Annotated in this window: 20 protein-coding genes; 8 read left to right on the top strand and 12 right to left on the bottom strand. The window is 66.8% G+C overall.

Annotation, left to right across the window (positions count from 1 at the left end):
* Nucleotides 1–69: 69 nt before the first annotated feature.
* Together IEX33_RS11595 and IEX33_RS11590 are read right to left on the bottom strand one after the other, a co-directional pair.
* Nucleotides 70–717: a GNAT family N-acetyltransferase gene (locus IEX33_RS11595; protein ID WP_188730340.1), complete on the bottom strand. Its 648-nt coding sequence runs from the start codon at nucleotides 715–717 to the stop codon at nucleotides 70–72.
* 43 nt (nucleotides 718–760) lie between these two features.
* Nucleotides 761–1,555, bottom strand: a complete 795-nt coding sequence (locus IEX33_RS11590) for a hypothetical protein (RefSeq protein WP_188730339.1) — start codon at nucleotides 1,553–1,555, stop codon at nucleotides 761–763.
* Between the two features lie 58 nt (nucleotides 1,556–1,613).
* Between IEX33_RS11590 and IEX33_RS11585 the strand changes: the two genes are divergently transcribed.
* Both IEX33_RS11585 and IEX33_RS11580 read left to right on the top strand, forming a co-directional pair.
* Nucleotides 1,614–2,162, top strand: a complete 549-nt coding sequence (locus tag IEX33_RS11585; protein WP_188730337.1) for a prepilin peptidase — start codon at nucleotides 1,614–1,616, stop codon at nucleotides 2,160–2,162.
* Nucleotides 2,163–2,229: 67 nt separating this feature from the next.
* The gene (locus IEX33_RS11580; RefSeq protein ID WP_188730335.1) at nucleotides 2,230–2,700 is read left to right on the top strand and encodes an NUDIX hydrolase; all 471 of its coding nucleotides are present in this window, start codon (nucleotides 2,230–2,232) and stop codon (nucleotides 2,698–2,700) included.
* Between the two features lie 121 nt (nucleotides 2,701–2,821).
* Here the strand turns inward: IEX33_RS11580 and IEX33_RS11575 are convergent, their stop codons facing one another.
* The 5 genes from IEX33_RS11575 to IEX33_RS11555 form a co-directional block, all read right to left on the bottom strand.
* Complete coding sequence (locus tag IEX33_RS11575; RefSeq protein WP_188730333.1) at nucleotides 2,822–4,525, bottom strand: MDR family MFS transporter; 1,704 nt, start codon at nucleotides 4,523–4,525, stop codon at nucleotides 2,822–2,824.
* Nucleotides 4,522–5,187: a TetR/AcrR family transcriptional regulator gene (locus tag IEX33_RS11570; RefSeq protein ID WP_188730332.1), complete on the bottom strand. Its 666-nt coding sequence runs from the start codon at nucleotides 5,185–5,187 to the stop codon at nucleotides 4,522–4,524. Before IEX33_RS11570 ends, IEX33_RS11575 begins: the two co-directional genes overlap by 4 nt.
* Nucleotides 5,188–5,336: 149 nt before the next feature.
* A complete protein-coding gene (locus IEX33_RS11565; protein WP_104185371.1) occupies nucleotides 5,337–6,764 on the bottom strand; it encodes a class II fumarate hydratase in 1,428 nt (475 codons plus the stop codon).
* A gap of 87 nt (nucleotides 6,765–6,851) precedes the next feature.
* The gene (locus IEX33_RS11560; RefSeq protein WP_104185370.1) at nucleotides 6,852–7,466 is read right to left on the bottom strand and encodes a carbonic anhydrase; all 615 of its coding nucleotides are present in this window, start codon (nucleotides 7,464–7,466) and stop codon (nucleotides 6,852–6,854) included.
* Between the two features lie 9 nt (nucleotides 7,467–7,475).
* Nucleotides 7,476–8,156, bottom strand: a complete 681-nt coding sequence (locus IEX33_RS11555; RefSeq protein WP_377089631.1) for a DUF4245 domain-containing protein — start codon at nucleotides 8,154–8,156, stop codon at nucleotides 7,476–7,478.
* A gap of 224 nt (nucleotides 8,157–8,380) precedes the next feature.
* Here IEX33_RS11555 and glpX point away from each other — a divergent pair, with 224 nt between their 5' ends.
* Together glpX and IEX33_RS11545 are read left to right on the top strand one after the other, a co-directional pair.
* Nucleotides 8,381–9,403, top strand: a complete 1,023-nt coding sequence (gene glpX / locus IEX33_RS11550; protein ID WP_181038053.1) for a class II fructose-bisphosphatase — start codon at nucleotides 8,381–8,383, stop codon at nucleotides 9,401–9,403.
* A gap of 90 nt (nucleotides 9,404–9,493) precedes the next feature.
* Complete coding sequence (locus tag IEX33_RS11545; RefSeq protein ID WP_188730330.1) at nucleotides 9,494–10,549, top strand: lipid II:glycine glycyltransferase FemX; 1,056 nt, start codon at nucleotides 9,494–9,496, stop codon at nucleotides 10,547–10,549.
* Nucleotides 10,550–10,645: 96 nt separating this feature from the next.
* Here IEX33_RS11545 and manA read toward each other — a convergent pair whose 3' ends face one another.
* From manA to IEX33_RS11525, 4 genes are read right to left on the bottom strand one after another with little or no spacing between them, the layout of a single operon-like run.
* Nucleotides 10,646–11,896 carry a mannose-6-phosphate isomerase, class I gene (manA, locus tag IEX33_RS11540; RefSeq protein ID WP_188730327.1) on the bottom strand — a complete coding sequence of 417 codons (1,251 nt, stop codon included), beginning with the start codon at nucleotides 11,894–11,896 and terminating at the stop codon, nucleotides 10,646–10,648.
* A 41-nt stretch (nucleotides 11,897–11,937) separates the two neighbouring features.
* Entirely contained in the window at nucleotides 11,938–13,590 is a 1,653-nt protein-coding gene (locus IEX33_RS11535; RefSeq protein WP_188730325.1) for an LCP family protein, read from the bottom strand.
* A gap of 9 nt (nucleotides 13,591–13,599) precedes the next feature.
* Nucleotides 13,600–14,184 carry a 5-(carboxyamino)imidazole ribonucleotide mutase gene (purE, locus tag IEX33_RS11530; protein WP_188730323.1) on the bottom strand — a complete coding sequence of 195 codons (585 nt, stop codon included), beginning with the start codon at nucleotides 14,182–14,184 and terminating at the stop codon, nucleotides 13,600–13,602.
* Complete coding sequence (locus IEX33_RS11525) at nucleotides 14,181–15,377, bottom strand: 5-(carboxyamino)imidazole ribonucleotide synthase (protein WP_188730321.1); 1,197 nt, start codon at nucleotides 15,375–15,377, stop codon at nucleotides 14,181–14,183. The genes purE and IEX33_RS11525 overlap by 4 nt, the downstream gene beginning before the upstream one ends.
* Nucleotides 15,378–15,550: 173 nt before the next feature.
* Between IEX33_RS11525 and IEX33_RS11520 the strand changes: the two genes are divergently transcribed.
* Nucleotides 15,551–16,120, top strand: coding sequence for a GtrA family protein (locus tag IEX33_RS11520; protein ID WP_104185362.1), 570 nt, complete (start codon nucleotides 15,551–15,553; stop codon nucleotides 16,118–16,120).
* 43 nt (nucleotides 16,121–16,163) lie between these two features.
* Here IEX33_RS11520 and IEX33_RS11515 read toward each other — a convergent pair whose 3' ends face one another.
* Nucleotides 16,164–16,862 (bottom strand): TIGR03089 family protein, encoded by a 699-nt coding sequence (locus tag IEX33_RS11515; RefSeq protein WP_188730319.1) that lies wholly within the window; start codon nucleotides 16,860–16,862, stop codon nucleotides 16,164–16,166.
* A 417-nt stretch (nucleotides 16,863–17,279) separates the two neighbouring features.
* Here IEX33_RS11515 and IEX33_RS11510 point away from each other — a divergent pair, with 417 nt between their 5' ends.
* The 3 genes from IEX33_RS11510 to IEX33_RS11500 are packed head-to-tail and all read left to right on the top strand — an operon-like array spanning nucleotide 17,280 to nucleotide 22,907.
* Nucleotides 17,280–17,813, top strand: coding sequence for a WhiB family transcriptional regulator (locus IEX33_RS11510; RefSeq protein ID WP_188730316.1), 534 nt, complete (start codon nucleotides 17,280–17,282; stop codon nucleotides 17,811–17,813).
* A 29-nt stretch (nucleotides 17,814–17,842) separates the two neighbouring features.
* Nucleotides 17,843–21,220: a glycosyltransferase family 2 protein gene (locus IEX33_RS11505; protein ID WP_188730314.1), complete on the top strand. Its 3,378-nt coding sequence runs from the start codon at nucleotides 17,843–17,845 to the stop codon at nucleotides 21,218–21,220.
* Nucleotides 21,213–22,907 (top strand): DUF5719 family protein, encoded by a 1,695-nt coding sequence (locus IEX33_RS11500; RefSeq protein WP_188730312.1) that lies wholly within the window; start codon nucleotides 21,213–21,215, stop codon nucleotides 22,905–22,907. Before IEX33_RS11505 ends, IEX33_RS11500 begins: the two co-directional genes overlap by 8 nt.
* The last annotated feature ends 7 nt before the right edge of the window (nucleotides 22,908–22,914 follow it).

Below are 22,914 nucleotides of genomic sequence, written 5' to 3'. Positions count from 1 at the left end.
GCGTGCTGGCTCCTCCGTCGCCTTTGACGCACGCTGCCGGAAGGCGCACCCGGGCACGAAGTCCCGGCACTAGCTGATGTTCAGGAAGTTCGCTGCAGCCTCGTGGCCCCCTACCTTGAGGGTCCAGTCAGGGCGTTTGAAGGAGTCCGGCGTGAGGCGGACGTGCTGGACCGTTTCCACCTTGGTGCCCCAGGCTTTTCGGGTGGTTCCGTTCAGCTCGTAGCCGAGGGAGCGGGAGACGCCCAGGGAGGCCGCGTTCCAGTCCGCGGCTTCGGACTCGGCGACTTCTGCACCCAGCCAGTCGAATGCGTAAAGCGCGACGGCGGCGCGCATCTCCCTGCCAAGGCCGCGGCCCTGCGCGGACTGCTTGAGCCAGGATCCGGTGGAGACGGTTTTCAACAGCGCAAAGTTCTTCGCGCCCAGGTCCTGGCAGCCGATGAACTCCTCCTCGTGCCAGATGCCCAGGAGCAGTGTCCAGGACTCGGGGGTGCATTCGGCGCGGAGACGCCACTGCCACTGGGCCATCCGCGGCCCCATTTCCTTCAGGGGAGCCTCTGCCCATGCCGTGCTGAAGGGGTTCCGGCCGGGTTCATGGATTCCGCTGCGGGCGGCGTCGACAGCTGCCGGGATGTCCTGTTCGGTGACGGGCCGGAGCTTCAGCCGGGGAGTGGTCAGTTTCAGGTCGTACAACGGCCAGATGGAGCTCATGCTAATCATCCGCGAAGCCTAGCCGATGGGCCCCGATTGTGGCCTGTCACAGTCAGGCGGGAACGTCCCAGCTGATGTGGCGGCGGACGTCGGTGAGGTTCATGGATTCGGCCAGGAAAAGGTCGTCCAGCATGTATTCGTCCACGGCAATAATCCGCAGCCAGTGGCCGTACCGGTCCGTTTCAGGTTCCAGTGAGCGGCTGGACACACAGACGCCGGTCCCCAGGTCCACCCTGATCATGGAGCGGCCCGGCATGCACAGGGGAGCGGCGGGATCCGCGGGATGGTAGGCGGCGGTCGGGGCCACCACCGCCTCAAGCGCCGGCCGGCCCTCATGCTCAACACGGCGGACATCCTGGACCTCCACCGGGTTGCTGCCGGGGAACTCGAGGGGCACGGGCGCGTTGCCGGAAAGCTCCACCGGATCCAGCGCCGCGGAGAAGCGTCCGTTGCCGAAGCCGGGCTCCCCGTAGGCCGCCTCGGGCCGCCGCCGCACCAGGCCGAGGTCGTCATAAACGGGCGTCACCAGGTGGGGCGGCAGGAGCCAGGATTTCCGCGTGGAGCTGATGTAGAGCCCGTCCCTGGAGTCGTTGATCCCCGTGGTGCTGTGGAGGACCAGTCCTTCAGGGCTTTCCAGGCGGAGGGCTCCGGGGCGCCGCAGCCAGGCGCGGACCAGGGGAGCTGCAGGGCTGGGAGCTTCCGCGAACGGTTCGTTCCAGTACTCGAAGCGCAGCGACTGCCATTTCCAGGGGGAGGACCGGCACAGGTTCCGGAACATCGCTGCAAGGTCCGTGGGGGCAGCTCCACTGTCCGGATCCGGCCGGTGCCGGAAGTCCCACGTCGCCATATCCACAGTTTACGCGCGGGCCGTGCGTGGGCGGGTGGAAATCCAGTAGCATCCGAGGGTGATCCATCGACTGGGCGAACTATGGCAGCACACTCCGCCGGCCTTCTGGCTGCTGCTTGCCGCGTGCGCCTATTTCACGGTGATGGCCGTCCGGCTCACGGTGATCGACGTCCGGCACCACCTGCTGCCGAACAGGATCGTTTTTCCGTCGTATGCCGTGGCCGGCGTCCTGCTCCTTGCGGCGGCGGCCTTGGCCGGGGCGGGCTCCGGCCAAGGGCCCGCCGGTCCACTCGCAGGCCTTGCGTCCCAGCCGGTGCTCCGGGTCGTGGCCGGGGCGGCCATCCTGTGGCTCTTCTACTTCCTCCTGCGGCTGGTGTACCCGCCGGGTATGGGCTTCGGGGACGTGAAACTCGCCGGAGTCCTGGGAATGTACCTCGGCTACCTCGGGTGGGGGCATCTGTTTGCAGGCACGTTCCTGGCCTTCCTTTTGGGCGGTCTCTGGTCCGTCGCACTCCTGGCGGCCCGCAAGGGAACGCTTAAATCGTCCATCCCCTTCGGCCCGTTCATGCTCGCCGGAACCGCCGCAGCGATGCTGCTGCCGGCCTGACTTTCAGCGGCCGGGATCGGGGAGTTCAGGCAGCCGACGTGGAGAAACAGTTCGATAGGCTGGCTCAATGCCTGCGCCTGACTATGTCCTGAAGCTCCGCAAGAAAATCGGCAACGATCCGCTGTGGGTCCCGGGGGTGCGGGGCGTGGTGGTGGATGCCGCGGGCCGCGTGCTGCTGGCCCAACGGGCAGATAACAGGCAGTGGGCCCTGGTGAGCGGCATGCTTGAGCCGGGCGAACAGCCGGCCCGCGGGCTGGTGCGGGAAATCTTTGAGGAAACGGCGGTGGTGGCCGAACCGGAGCGCGTGGTGTCTGTGGGGGCCGTGGGGCCCTTCACCTACCCCAACGGCGATGTGTGCGAGTTCCTGGACGTCGTGTTCCTCTGCCGCTACGTCTCCGGGACTGCCCGGGTGAATGATGACGAGTCGGTGGCCGTCGGCTGGTTTGGAATCGATGAACTGCCCGAACTCATGGCCGGACACCTCACCAGCATCCACCGTGCCCTTGCATCCGCCGAAGCCGCGCACTTCGAACCCTGATCGAACCATCGCGGCCTCATCATAAGGAAGCACAACAGGGGCGCCGCAACCCCAAGATTGCGGCGCCCCTGCCCACGTGCCCGGCAGCCCTGCAGAGTGATTGCCGGCAGGACGACGGCGGTCAGTTGCGCTGGGAGACCAGCTCGCCGTCGTCGTCCTTGACGCTCTCCACAGCCCCGGCATCCGGTGCCCTGTCCGCACCTGCTGTTGCTGGTGCCGGCCCGGGAAGCCCCGCGGCGAGCCGCTCGGCTTCCTCGCCGCCCACGGCCTCGCCGCGGGCCACCATGCCCGCAGTGTCCGAGAGCGGGATCTGCTTCAGCGTGATGGCCAGGACCAGGGCCGCCGCAATAAAGGGGATCAGGTACCAGAACACCGGGGCAAGGGACTCGGCGTAGGTGTTGACGATGGCGCCGCGCAGCTGCTCCGGAAGCTGGCTCAGGGCCTGCGGATCCAGCGTGCTGGTGGACTGGGCCGCCTGGTCTGCCGACGCGCCGGCGCCGGTAAAGGCACTGGTGAGGGACTCCGAGAGCCGGTTGGTGAAGATCGCGCCGAAGACGGCCACACCCATGGCGGCGCCCACTTCGCGGAAGTAGTTGTTGGTGCTGGTCGCGGTGCCGATCTGGTCGGCCGGGACAGAGTTCTGCACCACCAGGACCACAACCTGCATGATCAGGCCCAGGCCGGAGCCGAAGATGAACAGCTGGACGCAAATGACCCAGATGGGGGTGCTGGCGGCGAGGGTGGTCATCCAGAGCATGGCGGCCATGGTGAGCGCCGCGCCGAGGATCGGGAACATCTTGTACTTGCCGGTCTTGGAGATCCGGATGCCGGAGTAGATGGATGTGCCCATCAGGCCGGCCATCATGGGCAGCATCAGCAGGCCGGATTCAGCCGCGGAGGTGCCCGAGGACATCTGCAGGAAGGTGGGCACGAACGCAATCGCGGAGAACATGCCCAGCCCAAGGGTGAAGCCGATGGCCGTAGCGTTGACGAAGATGCGGTTGCGGAACAGGCTCAGGGGAATGATGGGATCTTCGGCCCGGCGTTCCACCATGATAAAGGCGGCCGCGGATAGGACCATGCCTGCACCGAAGGCCCATGTGAGGGGGGAGTCCCAGCCTTCGTCCTTCTTTCCGCCGAAGTCCGTGAAGAAGATGAGGCACGTGGTGGCGGCGGACAGCAGGACGACGCCCAGGATGTCGATCCGCTTGTCTGCCTTCTTGTTCGGCAGCGTCAGGGTGAACCACGCAACGGCGAACGCTGCGATGCCGATGGGGATGTTGATGTAGAAGGCCCATTCCCAGGTCAGGTGGTCCACAAAGAAGCCGCCAAGCAGGGGGCCGGCCACGGCGGAGAGGCCGAAGACGGCGCCCAGCGGGCCCATGTATTTGCCGCGGTCCTTTGCCGGCACAATGTCGGCGATGATGGCCTGCGAGAGGATCATGAGGCCGCCGCCGCCCAGGCCCTGGATGGCACGGAAGATGACGAAGCCCCAGAAGTCGGTGGCCAGGGCGCAGCCCACAGAGGCCAGGGTGAAGAGGGCGATGGCTGTCAGGAACAGGTTGCGCCGGCCCAGCACGTCACCGAATTTGCCGTAGATGGGCATCACGATGGTGGTGGCCAGCAGGTATGCGGTGGTGATCCAGGCCTGGTGTTCCACGCCGCCCAGCTTGCCCACGATGGTGGGCATGGCGGTGGAGACGATGGTCTGGTCCAGGCTGGAGAGCAGCATGCCGGCAATGAGGGCGGAGAAGATGATCCAGATGCGTTTCTGCGTCAGCAGCAGCGGGCCGGCTGCTGCCTTGGCACTGGCGGCGGTGCTCATGAGTGTCCTTCTGCGGGTACCGGGAGTTCGAATGGCTGTGAAAAGAGCTCGCTGGCGGCAGAGATGTTCTCCATCAGCAGCTCGGCGTACGGGCGGGTGTTGCCTTCGGAGAAGTAGGCCATGCTGCTTTTCCGGGCGATGGTCCCCAGCAGGACCACAGCCATCTGGACCACGGGGTGGTCCGGGGCCACGCCTTCGCGAAGTGCGACATCCCGGGCGAACTGGGCTTCCCGCTGCTCGGTTACTCCGATGATCCGGAGGATCAGCTGCGGCTCCTTCTTAATGACGCCGATCAGCTGGCGGGTTTCCTCTTCCGAGGCGGCCATGTGCTCGGACAGTTTCAGGGAAAGCCGGACGAGGTCCTGGAACAGCGTGGGGGAGATTTCGCCGGCGGGCGATGCGTGCCCGCCCGCGATGAATTCCTCCAGGACACCTGCGGGAATGTCATCGTCGATGTGGCCGAGGACGGCATCTTCCTTGGTGGGGAAGTAGTTGAAGAACGTCCGGCGGGAAATGTCGGCCTGCTCGCAGACCTCCTCCACGGTGTAGCCGTTGAGGCCGCGTTCGGCGGTCAGCTTCCGGGCGATCGAGGTGATTGCGGAGCGCGTTGCTGCCCGTTTGCGCTCGCGGAGGCCGCCCGCTATTGCTGCACTTTCATTCACAAAGTACAGTTTTGCACTCCATGCCACTTAGTGCAAGTTTCTGGAACTCCTCAGCACGACGTCGGCCGCCCGCCTTCGCTGGGAAGGTGGGCGGCCGCCGTCGTGCTTTGGCAGGGGCCTTTCGCCGGTGGACCGGCGGTGAAAGGAGACTAAGCCTTGTGCGCCGGAGCCGTCATGGTGGTGACATCCAGTGCCTTGTCCAGGTCCGCTTCGGAGACCTGGCCCTCGCCGTCACCGACGAAGCCCAGCTTCTCGGTGGCCTGGCGGACGGTCAGGCCCTCCGCGACGGCGGTCTTGGCGATCTTGGCCGCGTTCTCGTAGCCGATGTACTTGTTCAGCGGAGTCACGATCGACGGGGATGCCTCGGCCAGGAAGCGGGCACGCTCCACGTTCGCGGTGATGCCGTCGATCATCTTGTCTGCCATGACCCGGCTGGTGTTGGCGAGCAGGCGGATGGATTCCAGCAGGTTGGACGCCATAACCGGGATGCCGACGTTCAGCTCGAACGCGCCATTGGTGCCGGACCAGGCGATGGCGGTGTCGTTGCCGATGACCTGGGCTGCCACCATGATGGAGGCTTCGCAGATGACCGGGTTGACCTTGCCGGGCATGATGGATGAGCCGGGCTGCAGGTCCGGGATGGCGATCTCGCCAAGGCCCGTGTTGGGGCCGGACCCCATCCAGCGGAGGTCGTTGTTGATCTTCATGAAGGAGATGGCGATGTTGCGCAGCTGGCTGGACGCCTCGATCAGGCCGTCGCGGTTGGCCTGCGCCTCGAAGTGGTCGCGTGCCTCGGTCAGCGGCAGGCCCGTGTCCGTGGCCAGCAGTTCGATGACGCGCTCCGGGAACCCGGCCGGGGTGTTGATGCCGGTGCCCACCGCCGTGCCGCCAAGGGGAACTTCGGCCACGCGGGGGAGCGAGGCGTTAATGCGCTCGATGCCGTAGCGGACCTGGGCCGCGTAGCCGCCGAACTCCTGGCCCAGGGTCACCGGCGTGGCATCCATCAGGTGGGTGCGGCCGGACTTGACCACGTCCTTGAATTCAACAGCCTTGCGCTCCAGCGATTCGGCCAGGTAGCCGAGTGCGGGAATGAGGTCGTTGATCAGGGCGGAGGTTGCAGCAACGTGCACCGACGTGGGGAAAACGTCGTTGGAGGACTGCGAGGCGTTGACGTGGTCGTTCGGGTGGACAACCTTGTCGCTGCCGGCCGCCTTGAGGGCACGGGTGGCCAGCTCGGCGATCACCTCGTTGGTGTTCATGTTGGAGGACGTGCCGGAGCCGGTCTGGAAGACGTCGATGGGGAAGTCGCCGTCGTACTTGCCCGTTGCGACCTGGTCCGCGGCCTCTGCAATGGCTTTGGCCAGCTCGCCGTCGAGCACACCCAGTTCAGCGTTGGCCTGGGCGGCAGCCTTCTTGACCCGGGCCAGCGCTTCAATGTGCGCAGGCTCCAGGGTTTTGCCGGAAATCGGGAAGTTCTCCACTGCCCGCTGCGTCTGCGCGCGGTACAGTGCGTTCACGGGGACGCGGACTTCGCCCATCGTGTCATGTTCAATGCGGAACTCTTCAGTGGAAGTCATGGGGCTAGCTTAGGACGCCCGGGCGCCGCACCGAAAACCGTGAACTGCTTGCTACACGCTGTCAGCGGAGCCGTTCCGGAACGCCCCTTAGAGCTCGCCGATTCCGGAAACAAGGTTCGCGCGGCCCTCAGCCAGGCTGTACGAAAGGCCGATCACGGCGGCCTTGCCTGACCCGATTGCGTCGGAAATCACACGGGAGCTGTCCACGAGCCGTTCCGAGGTCTGCTTGACATGCTCCACCACCATGTCGTTGACGTCGGTCTGCTCGTTGCGCAGCGATGTCAGGACGGACGGCGTGATCCGTTCCACGAGGTCCCGGATGAAGCCTGCCGGCATCTGCCCGGTTTCCACGGCCGACTTCGTGGCGCTCACGGCACCGCAGCTGTCGTGTCCCAGGATCACGATCAGCGGCACGCCCAGCACGCCGATGCTGTATTCGAGGGACCCCAGGACGGCGTCGTCGATCACCTGGCCTGCGGTCCTGACGACGAAGACGTCGCCCAGGCCGACGTCGAAAATGATTTCAGCAGCGAGCCGGGAATCGGAGCAGCCGAAGATCACGGCGAACGGGTGCTGGTTCTCCACCAAAGAGGACCGGCGCGACGCATCCTGGTTGGGGTGCGAGGTCTCACCGTTGACAAAACGTTCATTGCCTTCGCGCAGCCGGCGCCAGGCGAGTGCGGGAGTCAGGTAGGTAGTCACGCGCCTACCTTACGGCGCTGCGGCGGGGGAGGGTGAAACTGTGACAGCCGGGTTGCTTTCCAGGGACGTGACGACGGCGGCCGCCAGTGCGGCGAACTCGTCCAGTTGGGCCTCCCCGGACAAGACGACGGTGGTCCCGCGGTAGTCCAGCACCAGGGACTTCTCACCCTTGCCGGTGTCCCGAAGTTCCCATTCCTGCCCGCCGGCGCTCCGGGAGCCGGTGACGGGTGCGTTGCGCGTCTGCTGCAGCAGCCAGGTGGGGTTCGCGTTCCTGGTCTGGACCAGCCCGATGAAGGACTCCTTAGGCGTCAGGTATCCCACTTCCCAGGTGGGGACGCCGTTGCCGGTTCCGGCTTCCCACCGGGCGTAGTTGGGACGGAAGCTGTCGCCGGTGTCCGGCGCGACGGGTGTGAATCCTGCCACATCCGTGGCATTCCGCGAGACGGCTGCCACGTCGATGTTCGGACGGTAGCCATCGCTCTTGGGCAGCGGATTCATGAGGATGATGGGCAGGAACGCGGCAATGCTCACCACCAGGGCGATGATCATCCCGATGACCGAGGCGTTGGCGCGTTTTGCGGCAGCAGCCGGAATGACAGGCTTTACCGGCGCATTTCCTGCCGCGGCGCCGGGTCCGCCGTTGCCCTCGGATCCGGCCGGCTCGGGGCTGGGACTGGTCTTTTCCTGCATGTCATTCACCCCTCTATAGTCGCCCATTCCGGCAGCCGACTTCCATTTGGGCGCATCAGGCCCCTGGCCGCCGTCGCCGGTACATTGCGCGGGCGCGTCATCCGCCACCCCGTTGAGCGGCTCGCGACTATGATCGGTAGCAGAGGAATCACCGCGCTGCTGCACCGGCGGGGCGGGTTTTATGATCGCCACTCGAAGAAGAGGTTCACGTGTCACCAGCGTCCATGACCCAGAAGTACTCCACGATCTCCCCGTCGCTTGCCGTAGGCATTGACGAGCCGGACCGCAACCTTGCCCTCGAGCTTGTCCGCGTGACTGAAGCCGCAGCCATCGCCGGCGGCCACTGGGTGGGCTTCGGCGACAAGAACAAGGCCGACGGCGCAGCGGTCGACGCCATGCGCTCCTTCCTCCAGACCGTCCACTTCAACGGCGTTGTGGTCATCGGTGAGGGCGAGAAGGACGAGGCCCCCATGCTCTTCAACGGAGAGCGCGTCGGTGACGGCACCGGCCCAGAGTGCGACGTTGCCGTGGACCCCATCGACGGAACCCGCCTGACTGCCTTGGGCATCAATAACGCCCTGGCCGTCCTCGCGGTGGCCGAGCGCGGCTCCATGTTCGATCCTTCCGCCGTGTTCTACATGGAGAAGCTCGTCACCGGCCCCGAAGCCGCGGACATGGTGGACCTCCGCCTCCCGGTCAAGCAGAACCTGCACCTCATCGCCAAGGCGAAGGGCGTCAAGGTCAACCAGCTCAACGTCATGATCCTCGACCGCGACCGCCACAAGCCGCTGGTGGAGGAAATCCGTGAAGCTGGTGCGCGCACCAAGTTCATCATGGATGGCGACGTCGCCGGTGCCATCGCCGCCGCGCGGACCGGCACAGGCGTTGACGCGCTGATGGGCATCGGCGGCACGCCGGAAGGCATCGTTACAGCCTGCGCCATCAAGTCCCTGGGCGGTGTCATCCAGGGCCGCCTCTGGCCCACCAGCGACGAAGAGAAGCAGAAGGCCATCGACGCCGGCCACGACCTGGAGCGGGTCCTCTCCACCAACGACCTCGTCTCCAGCGACAACTGCTACTTCGCCGCCACGGGCATCACCGACGGCGACCTGCTGAAGGGCGTCCGCTACTCCAAGGACAAGGTCCTGACCCAATCCATCGTGATGCGTTCCAAGTCCGGCACCATCCGCTTCGTTGACGGCGAGCACCGCGCTGACAAGTGGGAGGGCTACGCCCGCAAGAGCTGACGCCCGGCGCGCTAATTCGCCAGGCCCCCGGAGTGCGCAGCGCACTTCCGGGGGCCTGGCGTTTTAAGCGCTTGGTATAGGGTTGAAGCCATGATTCCTGCTGTTGTGCCCTGTACTGACCGCGCCCTCTGGGACGACCACGTTGACCGGTTCCAGGGACATCCGCAACAGTTGTGGGGCTGGGGCGAAACCAAGGCCATGCATGGCTGGACCGTTGACCGCGTGCTCATCAACGACGCCGGCAACACCATCGGTTGCGCCCAGCTGCTGGTCCGCCGCCTTCCGCTTCCCTTCCGGGCCCTGGTCTACATTCCGCGGGGGCCCATGTGCGCCCCGGAGAACGCGCAGGCGGTCCTGAACCGGCTCGCCGAGCATGCGGCAGTCCGGCACGGTGGCGTTGCCCTGAGCATCGAACCCGACTGGGACCAGGACTCTGTTTTCGCAGGAGCCGTGGCAGCCGCAGGATTCCGTCCGTCCGCCAACACGGTGCTGATCCCGCGCACGCTGATCCTTGACCTCACCAGGTCCGACGACGAGCTCATGGCGGACATGTCCAAGTCCACGCGTGCGAACATCCGCAAGGCGATGCGCAGCGACGTGGAGTTCCGCAAGGTGAAGAACGACGCCGAACTTGAACAGGTGCTCGCGATCTACCACGAGACCGCTGAACGCGCCGGGTTCGGGATCCACGAGGACCAGTACTACCGGGACATTTTCCGGAACATGGGGGATGGCTCACCCATCATTGGGGCGTTCGACGGCGAACAGCTGCTGGCGTTCGTCTGGCTCGCCAGGAGCGGCTCCACTGCCTTTGAGCTCTACGGCGGCGTGTCCGCGGAGGGACAGAAACAGCGCGTCAACTACGGCGTGAAGTGGGCGGCCCTGCAGGCTATGCGGGAGGACGGCTGCCGCCGGTACGACTTCAACGGACTCCTCAACGACGGCATCTCCGACTTCAAGAAGCAGTTCGCCAAGCACGAAAACATGCTCATGGGAACCTGGGAGAAGCCGCTTTCGCCGCTGTACCCCGCCTACGCCCAGGCCATGCCCCTGGCGCGTCGGGGACTCCAGACGGGACGGCGCGTCCTGAAGGCCGCTGCCGGCCGGGTGCGCCCCCTGCTCCAGCGGCTGCGCCCCGGCAGCTAGCTTCACCCCAGCTGCGCTCAGCAAAGGGCGACAGCGGCACCCCGCCCGGGTGCCGCCGTCGCCCTTTGCCGTTGATGCCTGGAGCGCCGCCGGCTGCTAGAGGCCGGTGGTCACGGCAAAGGCAAGCGCCTTCTCCGTGCTGCCGGCCACGGGGTGGACGTTGACCGGAGCCTCGGCGGCCGCCAGGAAGGCGCTGCCGCCCCTCGACAGCTGCAGGTCGCCCTTGGGCGAGTCCAGGTAGATATCTCCTGCCACCACGATGACAACGGCTGCCCCGGACTGCGCCAGCGGGACCGGGGCCGCGCCCGGCGCGAGCTCGATCCGCTGGAGCTGGAACTCCTCGAACGGCGGGCGGAACACTTCCTGGTCCAGGGCCGTCCGCTCGGCGGCCAGCATGGGCACCGCAACAGGCTGGAAATCAACGGTGCGGAGCAGTTCGGGTACGTCCACGAACTTCGGCGTGAGGCCGCCGCGCAGGACGTTGTCCGAGGACGCCATGACTTCCACGCCGAGGCCGTGCAGGTACGCATGGACGTTTCCGGCCGGCAGGTACACAGCTTCGCCCGGCGCCAGTGACACCCGGTTCAACAGCAGGGAGATCAGGACACCGGGATCCCCTGGATACTTCTCGTTGAGGCTGATGACGGTTTTCAGCTCGGCCTCATGCGGGGCCAGGGCGGCTTCGGACAGGAGTGCAGCCACCACCAGCGCCGTATCCTCAGCGACGGACCGGCCTCCGGTGATGAGGCGCTCGAAGGCCTTCCGGAGAGCCTGTCCCTCATCGCTGGCGCCGAGGTCCTCCTGCAGCTCTCCGACAAGGGCAGGGACGCCGGCTTCGCTGGAGCCGCAGGCTGCCGCGACGTGCGCCAGGATCTCCCGGGTTTCCGCCACCGGACGGAATCCGCACAGCGCCTCAAACGGGGTCAGGGCGAGGATCATCTCGGGTTTGTGGTTGTCGTCCCGGTAATTGCGGTTGGGGGCGCCCGCCGGCACCCCTTCCGCGTTCTCGCGGGCAAATCCGGCGCGCGCCTGCTCCAGGCTGGGGTGGACCTGCAGGGACAGGGGCTGGGCTGCGGCGAGGATCTTGGCCAGGAAAGGCAGCCGGGGGCCAAAACGGGCCACGGAGTCCGCGCCAAGGTAATGGTCGGGATCGCTGGAGATGAGGGCATCCAGCGCGGTCCCCGCCGGCCCGTCCCCGGGGACGCGGGCGGTGGATGGCGAATCGGGGTGCGCGCCGATCCACAGTTCGGCTTCCGGGCGGCCGGACTCGGGCCGGCCCAGGAGGGCCGCGATGGCCGTCGTCGAACCCCAGGCATAATCGCGCAGGACGTTCTCAATCTCGTACAAAACCGGTTCCGTTCCCTAGGTCTGCTGGATGAAGTGTGCGGCTACAGCGGAGCGCACTGGCCGTTGGTTGCCACGAGCCCGGCGATGGCCTGTTCGTTGCCCTCGAGCTTGAGCTGGGTCAGCATCTCTTCCGTGATCAGCTCGCCGTCGGGCGTGGTGGTCACCGGAGTGAAGTCCGACGGCGCGGGTGACTGCTGTGCCCGAACGGAGCCGGCAAGGGGGAAGATGCCGGCAGGCCTGGCTGCCGCGGCCTGGACGTGCCCCGGTGCGGCGCCCGCTTCCACTATGGCGTCGTCCTGCACGCCAGCCGCCTGGGGCGAGGACGCGGAAGCCAGCAGCTGGTCCACGCGGTTGTGGATTTCGTCGAAGTCCGGAACCGTGGAGAACGAGGCATCAAAGTCAGGCGGGCCGATGGTCAGCCGTTTGATGTCCTGGCCCTTGGCCTTCATGGCAAGGTCCACAAAGCTCCCCAGCTGCGAGGAGGAGATGTTGGAGTCCACTACCTTGGTTCCAGCGTCGGCGATGTCCTCGAACTTGGCCAGCAGGGTGGCGGGGTCCAGTTGCTTGAGCATGGCCTGCTGCACGCACTGCTGGCGCTGGATGCGCGAGTAGTCGTCCACATACTCCCGTGACCTTCCGTACCAAAGTGCCTGGTTGCCGTCGAGGGTTTGTTCACCGGCCGGGATCCAGCCCAGCGGCATGCCGTGGGTCTGTGTGAAGTCGTCAAAGTAACCGCTCATGGGAACCCACCCGCCGGCTTTGATCCTGATGCCGCCCATCGCGTCGATGAGCCTGGAGAAACCGTCCATGTCCACCAGGACGTAGGCCTGCACCGTGAGCCCAAGCGTCCCGGATACGGCTTCCAGGGTGGCCTGCGCGCCGGGGTCGGCCACTCCGGGGTACAGGTCGGCGTACTCGTTCGTCACCTCGGTGTTGATGGCATTGATCAGGCACTCGTCCCCGCAGTCGTAGCCGTCCGGGTAGATGGCCCGCATGGGGGAGTCCTCGCTGAACTGGGCGTTCTGGAGGTTCCGGGGCACGGAGATGATGGCCGTCTGCCCCGACTTGGCATCCACGCTGAGGACGGAAAGGCTGTCCGGGCGCCTCCCGGTGCGGTCCTCGCCGGCGTCCCCACCCATCATCAGGAAGTTGTAGCGGCCTTCAACGGGATCGATCGTGGGGCCGGAGGAGAAGATGCTCCCGATCGCATTACGCCCCACATTGAGCAGGTAGGCAGCATAGCCAAGGGATCCGCTGCCCAGGACCATGGCCAGCACCAGTGCTATCCCCACTGCGGGCCGTGCCCGGGGTGCCAGCAGTGTGGGGCGGATGAGCCGGAGGGTGTTGAGGAAGAGCAGTGCCCAGGCAGCTGCCAGGGCTGCCAGCAGGATGACGATCACCAGGGAAGTGGAGGGATGGGTGATGATGTTGATCAGCAGGGTCCGGTTGAAGAGCAGCAGGAGCACCGCGGCGGCCAGGGTTGCCCAGACGCCGAGGGTGACGCGCAGCGCGGCACGGCCGAGTTTGCGGCTGCCGGCCACGACCTGGGCGCTGCCCGGAACCAGGAGGGTCAAAAGGATGAGGACGAAAGCCCGTTTCGTGCGCACAGGAGAGGAAGCACTGGCTGGGTAACGGACCGGGTCGGTCATGGAGGTGCCGGGGGCGGCTGCCTGTCGCATTTTGCTGCTGGACATACGCGCCGCCTAGCGGCCGCTCCGCAGGGCGCCGTTGCCGTCTGCGAAGACCTCGCTGACTTTCTGGCGCAGGTTGGCACCCTTGCGGGTGGCGACTGCGTTGAGGTCTGCTGCGAAATCAAGGAGGTCCGCGCGGAGCGACGCTGCGAGCTCGTCCGTGCCCGCAGCGAGCATCCGCACGGCTAGAAGCCCGGCGTTGCGGGCTCCTGCGATGGACACGGTGGCCACCGGGACGCCGGCAGGCATCTGGACGATCGACAGCAGGGAATCCATTCCGTCCAGGGTCTTGAGCGGAACGGGAACCCCGATCACCGGGAGCGGGGTGACGCTGGCCAGCATTCCCGGCAGGTGGGCTGCGCCGCCGGCCCCGGCGATGATGACCCTCAGGCCGCGTTCATGGGCTGTCTGCCCGTAACGGATCATTTCGGTGGGCATCCTGTGGGCTGACACGACGTCGGCCTCGAAGGGAATGCCGAACTCCGCCAGCGCGTCAGCCGCAGCCTCCATAACGGGCCAGTCGGAGTCGGATCCCATGACGAGCCCCACCAGCGGGGCGGCCTCCGAAGCTGTGGAGGGGGTGGTTGGGGCGCTCATGGCTTCTCCTCGAAAGTGCTTGGCAGTTCTTCTGCCGGTGCCCGGCCGTCGCGGATGATGCTTGCCACCATCGTGGCACGGCGGCGGACGGAATCAACGTCCGCCGTGGATGAACCCACCAGGTTTACGTGGCCGATCTTGCGGCCCGGGCGGACGGACTTGCCGTAGCAGTGCACCTTTGCGGCGGGTTCACTGGCAAGCGCCATCGGGAAGGCAGAAAACAGGTCCTGGTTGTCGCCGCCCAGGAAGTTTTTCATTACCACCACGGGGCCAAGCACATCGGTGGCGCCCAGGGGAAGGTTCAGTACCGCCCGCAGGTGCTGCTCGAACTGGCTTGTCACCGAGCCGTCCTGCGTCCAATGCCCTGTGTTGTGGGGGCGCATGGCGAGTTCGTTGATCAGGAACCCTGCCCCGACGCCGGGGGTCTCAAAGAGTTCAACGGCCAGCACGCCCGTGACGCCAAGTTCACCAGCAATCCGCAGGGCAGCGTCCTCCGCGGCAGCAGCGACCTCCACCGGGATGTCCAGGGCGGGAGCTATCACTTCATCACACACACCATCCACCTGGATGGTGTGTACCACCGGCCAGGCGCGGGCTTCGCCGTCGGGTGTCCTCGCAACGAGTGCTGAAAGCTCCCGCGTGAATTCCACTTTGGCCTCAGCGAGGAGGGGGCTCATGGCGTCAAACCATTCAGAGGTTTCGGCAGCTTCTTCTGCAGAGGCGACGATCCTGACACCCTTGCCGTCGTACCCGCCGCGCGGCATCTTCAGCACAACGGGCCAGCCTGTTTCATCGCCGAAACTGACCAGTGCCGCCACGTCCGGCACGGAGGCCCAGGCCGGGTTGGGAAGCTCCAGCCGGTCGATGGCGGCGCGCATGACCAGTTTGTCCTGGGCGTTCACGAGTGCATCAGGCCCGGGCTGGACGTTAACGCCGGCGTCCTGCAGCGCGCGTAGGTGGTCTGTGGGGACGTGTTCGTGGTCAAAAGTCATAACGTCCAGGCCTTGGGCAAAGTCCAACAGCGTCTGCAGGTCCTTGTAATCGCCCACCGGCGAGGAGGACACTGCCGAGACGGCAGAGACGTCGTCCCCTTCGGCGAGGACACGGAGTTCGAAGCCGAGGGCAGTTGCTGCAGGGGCCATCATTCGGGCAAGCTGGCCGCCGCCAACTACGCCTATTACTGGAAAAGTCACATGGGCCAGCCTACCGAAGACCGTCCGGTATCCCGCGCTCCGGTCCGGCGGGCCGGGAGTCTTTCAGCGGCTGGGGTACCCCTTTCCGCCGGTTGGGAAGGCTGACTCACAGGTTTGGGGGCTAAAATGGCCTCCGGCCCAATGGCCCACAGTTCACACAGCCATGGAGGGCCATGTTCACCACACTTGCAGACCGTATCCGGGGGCTCGCCTCGCTTTTTTGGCGCGAAGTGGCCAAGTTCGGAGCCGTGGGCGGTGTGGCCTTCGTGATCGACAACGGTCTCACGTACTACCTGATGCACGGTCCGATGACCGACAGCGAGGCCAAGGCGCGGTTCGTTGGCGCTTCCGTAGCCACGGTCTTCTCCTGGATCGCCAACCGCCTCTGGACCTTCCGGCACCGCCGGCAGGCCAACGTGCTCCGCGAATTCCTGATGTTCGTCCTCATCAACGGGATAGGCATCGGGATCTCCACGGGCTTCACAGCCCTTGCGAAATACGGGATGGGCATCACGGACAAGAACATGTTGTTCCTGGCCGGAGTGGCGGGCATTCTTGTGGCTACCGTGGTCCGCTTCTTCGCCTACCGGTTCCTGGTCTTCAACCAGGAACTGGACCAGGAACCGGAGTTCTCCCACGACCACGAGCTCATCGAGCTTCACCACCGCCACAAGGAGCACGGCTCCGGGGTGGAGCGCGAAGCGGAGCCCGAGCCTTCGACCGACGGGCGCGCCAAGCCGTAGCTGGAGAACGTGGGGCGCCGGCGGGCGTAAGGCCCCGGCTTTCCTAGCTGCCGTGGATGCGCTCCGCTGTGAGCAGCTTGTCCGTCAGCTCCACCTTTGGATGCGTCATGACCACCGATCCACCGTGCTGCCAGGCGCCCAGGGCATTGGACAGCGCGCCTTCCAATCCGTTCCCGGCAGGAACATGAAGGCGTACGCCTTCATCATGGCGGGCGGCGAAGCTGCTGAGCAGGTCCTGATGGGAGTGCGTCCGACCGTCCCCCGCCACGAGGGCGCACCCTGCGGGATCAGGCTCGGCATGCGCCATGAAGACGTCCCCGTGGGAGCGGACTTCGGCGGCGTAGTCCAGGCAGCCGGCGGCAAGCGCACCCGGCCACCGCATCGCCAGCGCAGGCAAGGCCACGGCGATGACGGCGTCGTACTTTCCTTCCACTGCCTCGGGATCAGCCGTGGCCAGGTAGTCCGCAGTGCCCCCGTCAAGAACCGTCTGCAGCCCCACCTGCCAGGCGGCCAGCGCCCAGACCATCGACTTCCAGTGCGCGGGTAAATCCATGCGCAGGCGCATGCCGGGGGTGGCATCCAATTCGTCCTGGAGCAGGTTGCTCGTCTTGGCAACCCAGTTGTCCAGCACCCTGCCGGAGAGCTCCACCCGCTCATCGTCAGGGCCGTACCACGTAAGGCGGGGAGCCGTTGAATTGCCCGAACGGAGCGTTGACATGAGTTCAGATAGCGGGGTGCCCATGCCACCATCCTGCCACCGGGAGGATGGCCAGTCACGGTGGACGTGGGACCGGCTGACGTGGGACACGCTTGGCAGATGAACCGGACCCCCACAAGGTGGAGTGACATTAATCACAGGGGATGCTCAGCCTGCTTGCTATTTTGCGTTTTTGCCGGTAATTTTCCCGCCGTTGGTGGCGAAGTGGGCCGCCGCCCGGAAGTATTCGGAGTTCCTCGCCAGCCGCGCCGTGCCGTCGTTATCAATTCCCGGGCGTGGCGTACGCCGCGTTCGCCATCCGGAGTGATTATTATCCGGCGGCAGCTTGACTCGCCCAAGTTACACACGTGTAATTAGATACCTAAAGGCAACTGCGTAAATGCCGGCACACAACCGAGTGCCGCGTATCCAGGCAGTAGCTGCAAATCAGGAGGGTCGCCGATGGGGCAAGCAGAGCGTATCCAGGAAGATGCCGTCGTGGCCGGTCAGGCAACGGCAAAGTACCGCGCCCGGGGGGTGCCAAGCGATTGGTACGTGGACCCCGCCGATCCTGATGCTGCCGATCGGTACAACAGGAATGCGGGCGGCGTCCTGGAGGACCAGGCCACTGCATTCCTCGCCGCCCATGAGGCGCTGCTTGACGGTGGCCCGGAGTCAGAGGATGACCTCGACCCGCCCATGGAACTTGCAGCCGGTGGCGCAAGTCAGCCGGTGTGGATCGGGCTGCCCTTCCAGCCGGATTTCGACGACGAAGGTGAGCTCGGCTGGCAAACAGACGCCTTGTGCGCCCAGACTGACCCCGAGGCATTCTTCCCTGAAAAGGGCGGCTCCACGCGGGATGCCAAAAAAGTCTGCGGAGCCTGCAATGTGCGCTCGCAGTGCCTTGAATACGCGCTGGCAAACGACGAACGGTTCGGCATCTGGGGAGGCCTTTCCGAGCGTGAGCGCCGGCGGCTTAGGAAGCGAGCAATCTAATTCACCAGGATGTTCACGTCACTGCCGTTGTGGTCGCCCACAACGGCAGTGCCTATCTGCCCAGGACACTTGCAGCCCTGGCGGGCCAGACCCGGCCCGCGGACTATGCAATCGGCGTCGACGCCGGATCACGGGATGACTCCAGGGTCCTCCTGCAGCGGGCCCTGGGCGAAGCCAATGTGATCAGCCAGCAGCGCGGCAAAGGCGGCATGGGGGCGGCCGTTTCCGCCGTGCTCGCCGAACTGGCTCCATGGCGGGGGAGTGCCGCGCCGGACAAACCGGAGTGGATCTGGCTGCTTCACGATGATGCAGCACCTGCTCCGCAAGCACTGGCCGAACTGCTCAGCGCTGTTGAACGGGCGCCCTCGGTCACGGTCGCAGGGTGCAAGCAGCTGGACTGGCACGCGGAACGCAAGCTCATCGACGTCGGCCTGTCCACCAGCCGATGGGCCGAGCGGCTCACCCTGATCGACGCCGATGAACTCGACCAGGGGCAGTACGACGGCCGCAGCGATACCTTCGCCGTCAACTCCGCGGGCATGCTTGTCCGCCGTGACATTTGGGAGCACTTGGGCGGTTTCGACCCTGCCTTGCCCGGCAGCGGCGACGACGTCGACTTCTGCTGGCGCAACCGGCTGGCCGGGCACCGCGTCGTCGTGGTGCCCGCGGCCCGCGTGTTCCATGTTGCGCACCGGCCTCAGGCACTGGGCAACGCGGCGGCGGCCCGGAAAGCCCAGGTCCACCTGCGCCTGAAGCATTCACCACCATGGATGGTGCCGGTCCATGGGGCCGGGGCACTCCTGGGCAGCCTCTTCAAACTCGTGCTGAGCATCCTGATCAAGGATCCTGGGCACGGCCTGTCACAGGTGGTTGCCACCTGCGGGGCCCTCGGAAGGCCGCGCGCAGTGGCGAGGGCCCGCCGCAGTGCCCGCCGGACCCGCCGCATCCGCCGTTCCGTGATCCGCAAGCTCCAAACCCCCAGGCGCGAAGTCTGGAGCCACCGGCGGTCCCTGATGGAGGCGCTCGGCTCGGACACTTCCCCGACGGACGAGCTTGAACAGGATCCGTTGGCGCACCAGCCCACTGGCGATGCCTCGGACGACTTTGCTGCCTTGGCCACCACAAAGCGCGGATGGGTGGGCAACGGCGCCCTGGCTGTGGTCATCGTTTCGTCCGTGGCCTCGCTCCTGGGCCTGACCGGGCTCTTCCGTGCCGACGCCGTTTCCGGCGGTGCGCTCATTCCTGTCGCCGCCAGCCTCGGCGACATTTGGCACCACGCTTCCAGCTGGTGGATCACCCTGGGGGCAGGGCTGCCCGGGCTGGGAGACCCCTTCGGCTACGTCCTGTGGATCCTCGGGATCCTGGGCGGAGGCGATGCCAACCCCGCCATGGCCTGGCTGCTCCTGCTCGCCACGCCGCTGTCCGGGCTCACGGCATGGTTCGCCGCTGGCGGGCTGACTGTCCGCCGCCGGCTCCGGCTGGCGGCCGCCCTCCTCTGGGCTGCGGCACCTGCACTCCAGGTCGCGCTCAACCAGGGCAGGGCAGGGGCGCTGGTTGCCCACATCATGCTTCCCCTGGTGGTCCTGGCGCTGCTGCGGGCCACCGGCTCCGCAGTTGGCCATGGCCGCTTCACGCTGCCTTCCCCCGCCGAAGGCCGTCCCGGCGAGAGGCCCCCCGTCAGGCCCGGTATCAACGGCACGCCATCCTGGACCGCCGCGGCCGCGGCCGGCCTTGCACTGGCAGTCGTTGTTGCATCGGCACCTTCACTCCTGCTTCCGGCTACCGTGGTGGTCGTGCTCTGCGGCTTCCTGCCCGGACGCCGCGGCCGGACGGTCTGGTGGGCCCTGCTGCCCACCGCGGCCTTATTCATCCCTTTCGGACTCTCCGTCCTGGACAGACCCCGGGCCTTACTGGCCGATCCCGGCCTGCCGCTCGCCTTTGACGCAGCGCCGCTGTGGCAGCAGGTGCTGGGCCAGCCGCTGCGGTTTGACCCGCAGGGCGGCCTCGCCGGGCTTCCGTCCTTTGCCGGCGGCACAGTACCGTGGGCGCTGGTGCTGGCACTCCTGGTCGCCGCCCCGGTGCTGGCGCTGGCCGTCGCCGGACTGGTGGTACCCGGGCACCGTGCCGCGATGGCGAGGGGTTTTTGGGTGGCAGGGATCCTTGCCCTGGGAGGCAGCTGGCTGGCAGGCCACGTGGCCACTGCCGTCAACGCCCAGAACCTGGTCACTCCGTTCACTGGGCCGGCAGTGTCTGCTGCGGCTTTCGCACTCTTGGCGGCAGGCATCCTCGGAGCGGAGCGTCTGCTGTCCATGGCGCACCGGGGAGGGGCCAGCGGCAGCGCCAAGCGCCGGGCCGCCCTTCGGTCCGCCACCGCCGTCGGCATGGTCATCCTGCTCGCGGGGCCCCTGGCCGGAATGGCTGCATGGTCAGCCCAGAACCTGCTGCGCCCTGCCACGGCGTCCGCTGCCGGCACGGGGACGGCCTCCCCGGGCGCCGAAGCCCCAGGCAGCCAAACCCCCGAAGCCGCCGGCCTGCTCGGAACCCCCCGGTTGGTGGAGGCCACCAACCCGCGCACCCTGCCTGCCACCGCCATTGACCGCGGAACCGGGCCTGAGCAATCACGCACTCTGCTGATCAGCACACGGGACAACGGGACGTTCGACGCATCACTGATGCGCGGCGCCGGAACCACCCTGGACAGCCTCTCCACGATTGCTTCCGCGCGGAACATCATCGGAAGCCCGGGTGCCGAGACCATTCGTGACGACGACGATGTCACCGCGGCCGTGCGCCGTGTGGTGGCAACGGTCGTCGCAGGCCAGGGCGTCGACCCGCGGAACGACCTCGAACAGCTGGGCGTAGGGTTTGTTGTCCTGCGCTCCGCTGACACGGCTGCCCAGCTGACGGCCAGCCGGGTGGACGCGGTACCGGGCCTTGTTGCCGTGGGCCAAACCGATGTGGGCTGGCTTTGGCGGATCACCCCGCTGAACCAGCCGGCCCTGCAGGCCGCAGACGTTGCACACCGGGTACGTATCGTCGATGGAAGCGGTGCTGCCATCGGCCTGGTTCCCTCCGGCTACAGCGACGTGGACGCCCCGGTTCCGGCCGGTCCTGAAGGCCGCCTCGTGGTGCTTGCCGAACGAGCCGATGCCGGCTGGACCGCCTGGCTTGACGGCCGGAAATTGACTGCGACCACGTCAGGCTGGTCGCAGGCCTTCACGCTTCCCGCAACAGGTGGCCAGCTCACCGTCCGCTATGAAAACCCCTGGGCCCTGTGGACGGCCATTGCACAGATCGCGGTGATCGGCCTGACGGTCCTGCTCGCCATACCAATGCCGGCCAGGAGGCCACGGACCGGCATCTCCCGGGACGAGGGCTCCCTGCGTAAGGAACACCAGAATGCATGAGCACACGACGCCGCCGGCGTCGCCGGAGGCCCAGTCCTCCGGCGACGCCGGCAAGCCGCTGGAGGACGCAAGCACAGCGCACCCGGAAACCACGGCGGATACGGGTCAGCGGCCCGTACCGCGGGGACGCAAAACGGCGTTCGTGGGGCTGGCGTCCGCGGCTATGATCCTCGCCGGCGCGGGGGCGGTAGTGGCGGGGGGATCGCTGCTGCCGTCCCCGGAATCGAGCCGTGTGGTAGCTGCCGCAGCGGCAGCCGTCCCCGCCGGGGCGAGTGTGGGCGTTTGTCCGGGACCGGCCCGGCTGCTGGAGGGCACAGAAGCAGGCACCGACCCCCAGTTCAGTCCGGTATCAGCCACCGCGGCCAGCGCAGTGACGGGCGCGGTGCTCGGTGCGGCAGGGGTCCTGCCGGCCAGCCGCCTGTCCCAGCTGGACGGGACAACCGCCGTGGACATCTCCGAAGGGCCAAGCCAGGGTGCTTCCGCCGGGGCGCCGCAGGAACTCCTGGCGGGCGCAGTGGTGTCCCGACCCGTGGAGCAGGTGAGCGTGCTGAGCGCCGACGCACTGGCGAACCAAAAAGCCTCAGCTGCAGCGGTGATGAAGTTCACCGCCACCGATGGCGACCTTCAGGGCACTGCGGCCTCGAACTGCCACCAGCCCTCGAATGACCAGTGGATAGCGGGGGCAAGCACCACCGTGGGCCGGGCATCAGTGCTGGTGTTGACCAACGCCTCCACCACCCCCGCCACGGTGAGCCTGGAACTTTTCGGCGCAAAGGGCCAGATCCAGGCACCCGGCAGCAGGGGCCTGCTGGTTGCGCCAGGCAGCTCGCGGGCCGTGGTCCTTGCCGGCCTGGCCCCGGGCGAGGCGCAGCTGAGCGTCCGTGTCCGAAGTGCCGGAGGCCCCGTGGCTGCCGTCATCCAGCAGAGTGTCCTGAGGGGCCTCACCCCCGGAGGAGTCGACTTCATTGCCCCGGGAGCGGCTCCGGCCGTGCGGCAGGTCATGACGGGTGTGGACATCCAGGACCCTGCAGGACTGGCCCAACTGACCGGAAAGCCAGGATACGAGGACGCAGGACCGGCGCTCCATCTGACAGTTCCAGGCCCTTCGGATGCAGTGGTGGAAGTCCGGATGTACGGGCGTGACGGACAGGAGGCCCTGCCTTCGGGCGGGGTCATCACCGCAAAGGCCGGCGCCGTCACCGAGGTCTCCCTCGCAGGTGTCCCGGCCGGGCAGTACACGGTGGCTGCTTCCTCGGACGTTTCGTTTGTCGCCGCTTCCCGTGTCACCCGCGGGCTCCAGGAAGACCAGGCCTCGGACGTTGCCTGGGCGGCCGCCGGAGTGCGGCTTGGCAGCCAGCACGTCGTTCCGGTTCCCCAGGGCGGGATCCGCAGCCTGGTGTTCGGTGCCCTGGACGCCAGGGCAACCATCACGTACTCCGCCATCACGTCCGACGGAAAAGTAAGGGCACCGGCCACCGCCGATATTGCCGGCGGGACGACGTCCTCCATCGCAGTGCCGGAAAAGGATGGCGACGCCGACGTGGTGGGATACGTGGTGTCAGCGTCAGGGGACGCCGCCTATGGCTCCGTGCTGGTCCAGCAGGACGGAAGGAACGATATCTCCACGCTGGCGTTCCTGGCGGCGGCGGCCGGCCAGGAAACAGTGCCCGTCACCCTTAGCTACTAACGGCCCC

The organism is Pseudarthrobacter scleromae (assembly GCF_014644515.1).
Lineage (GTDB): Bacteria > Actinomycetota > Actinomycetes > Actinomycetales > Micrococcaceae > Arthrobacter > Arthrobacter scleromae.
The sequence above is the reverse complement of the archived record's forward strand: the minus strand, read 5'-3'. Positions and strand labels throughout refer to the sequence as shown.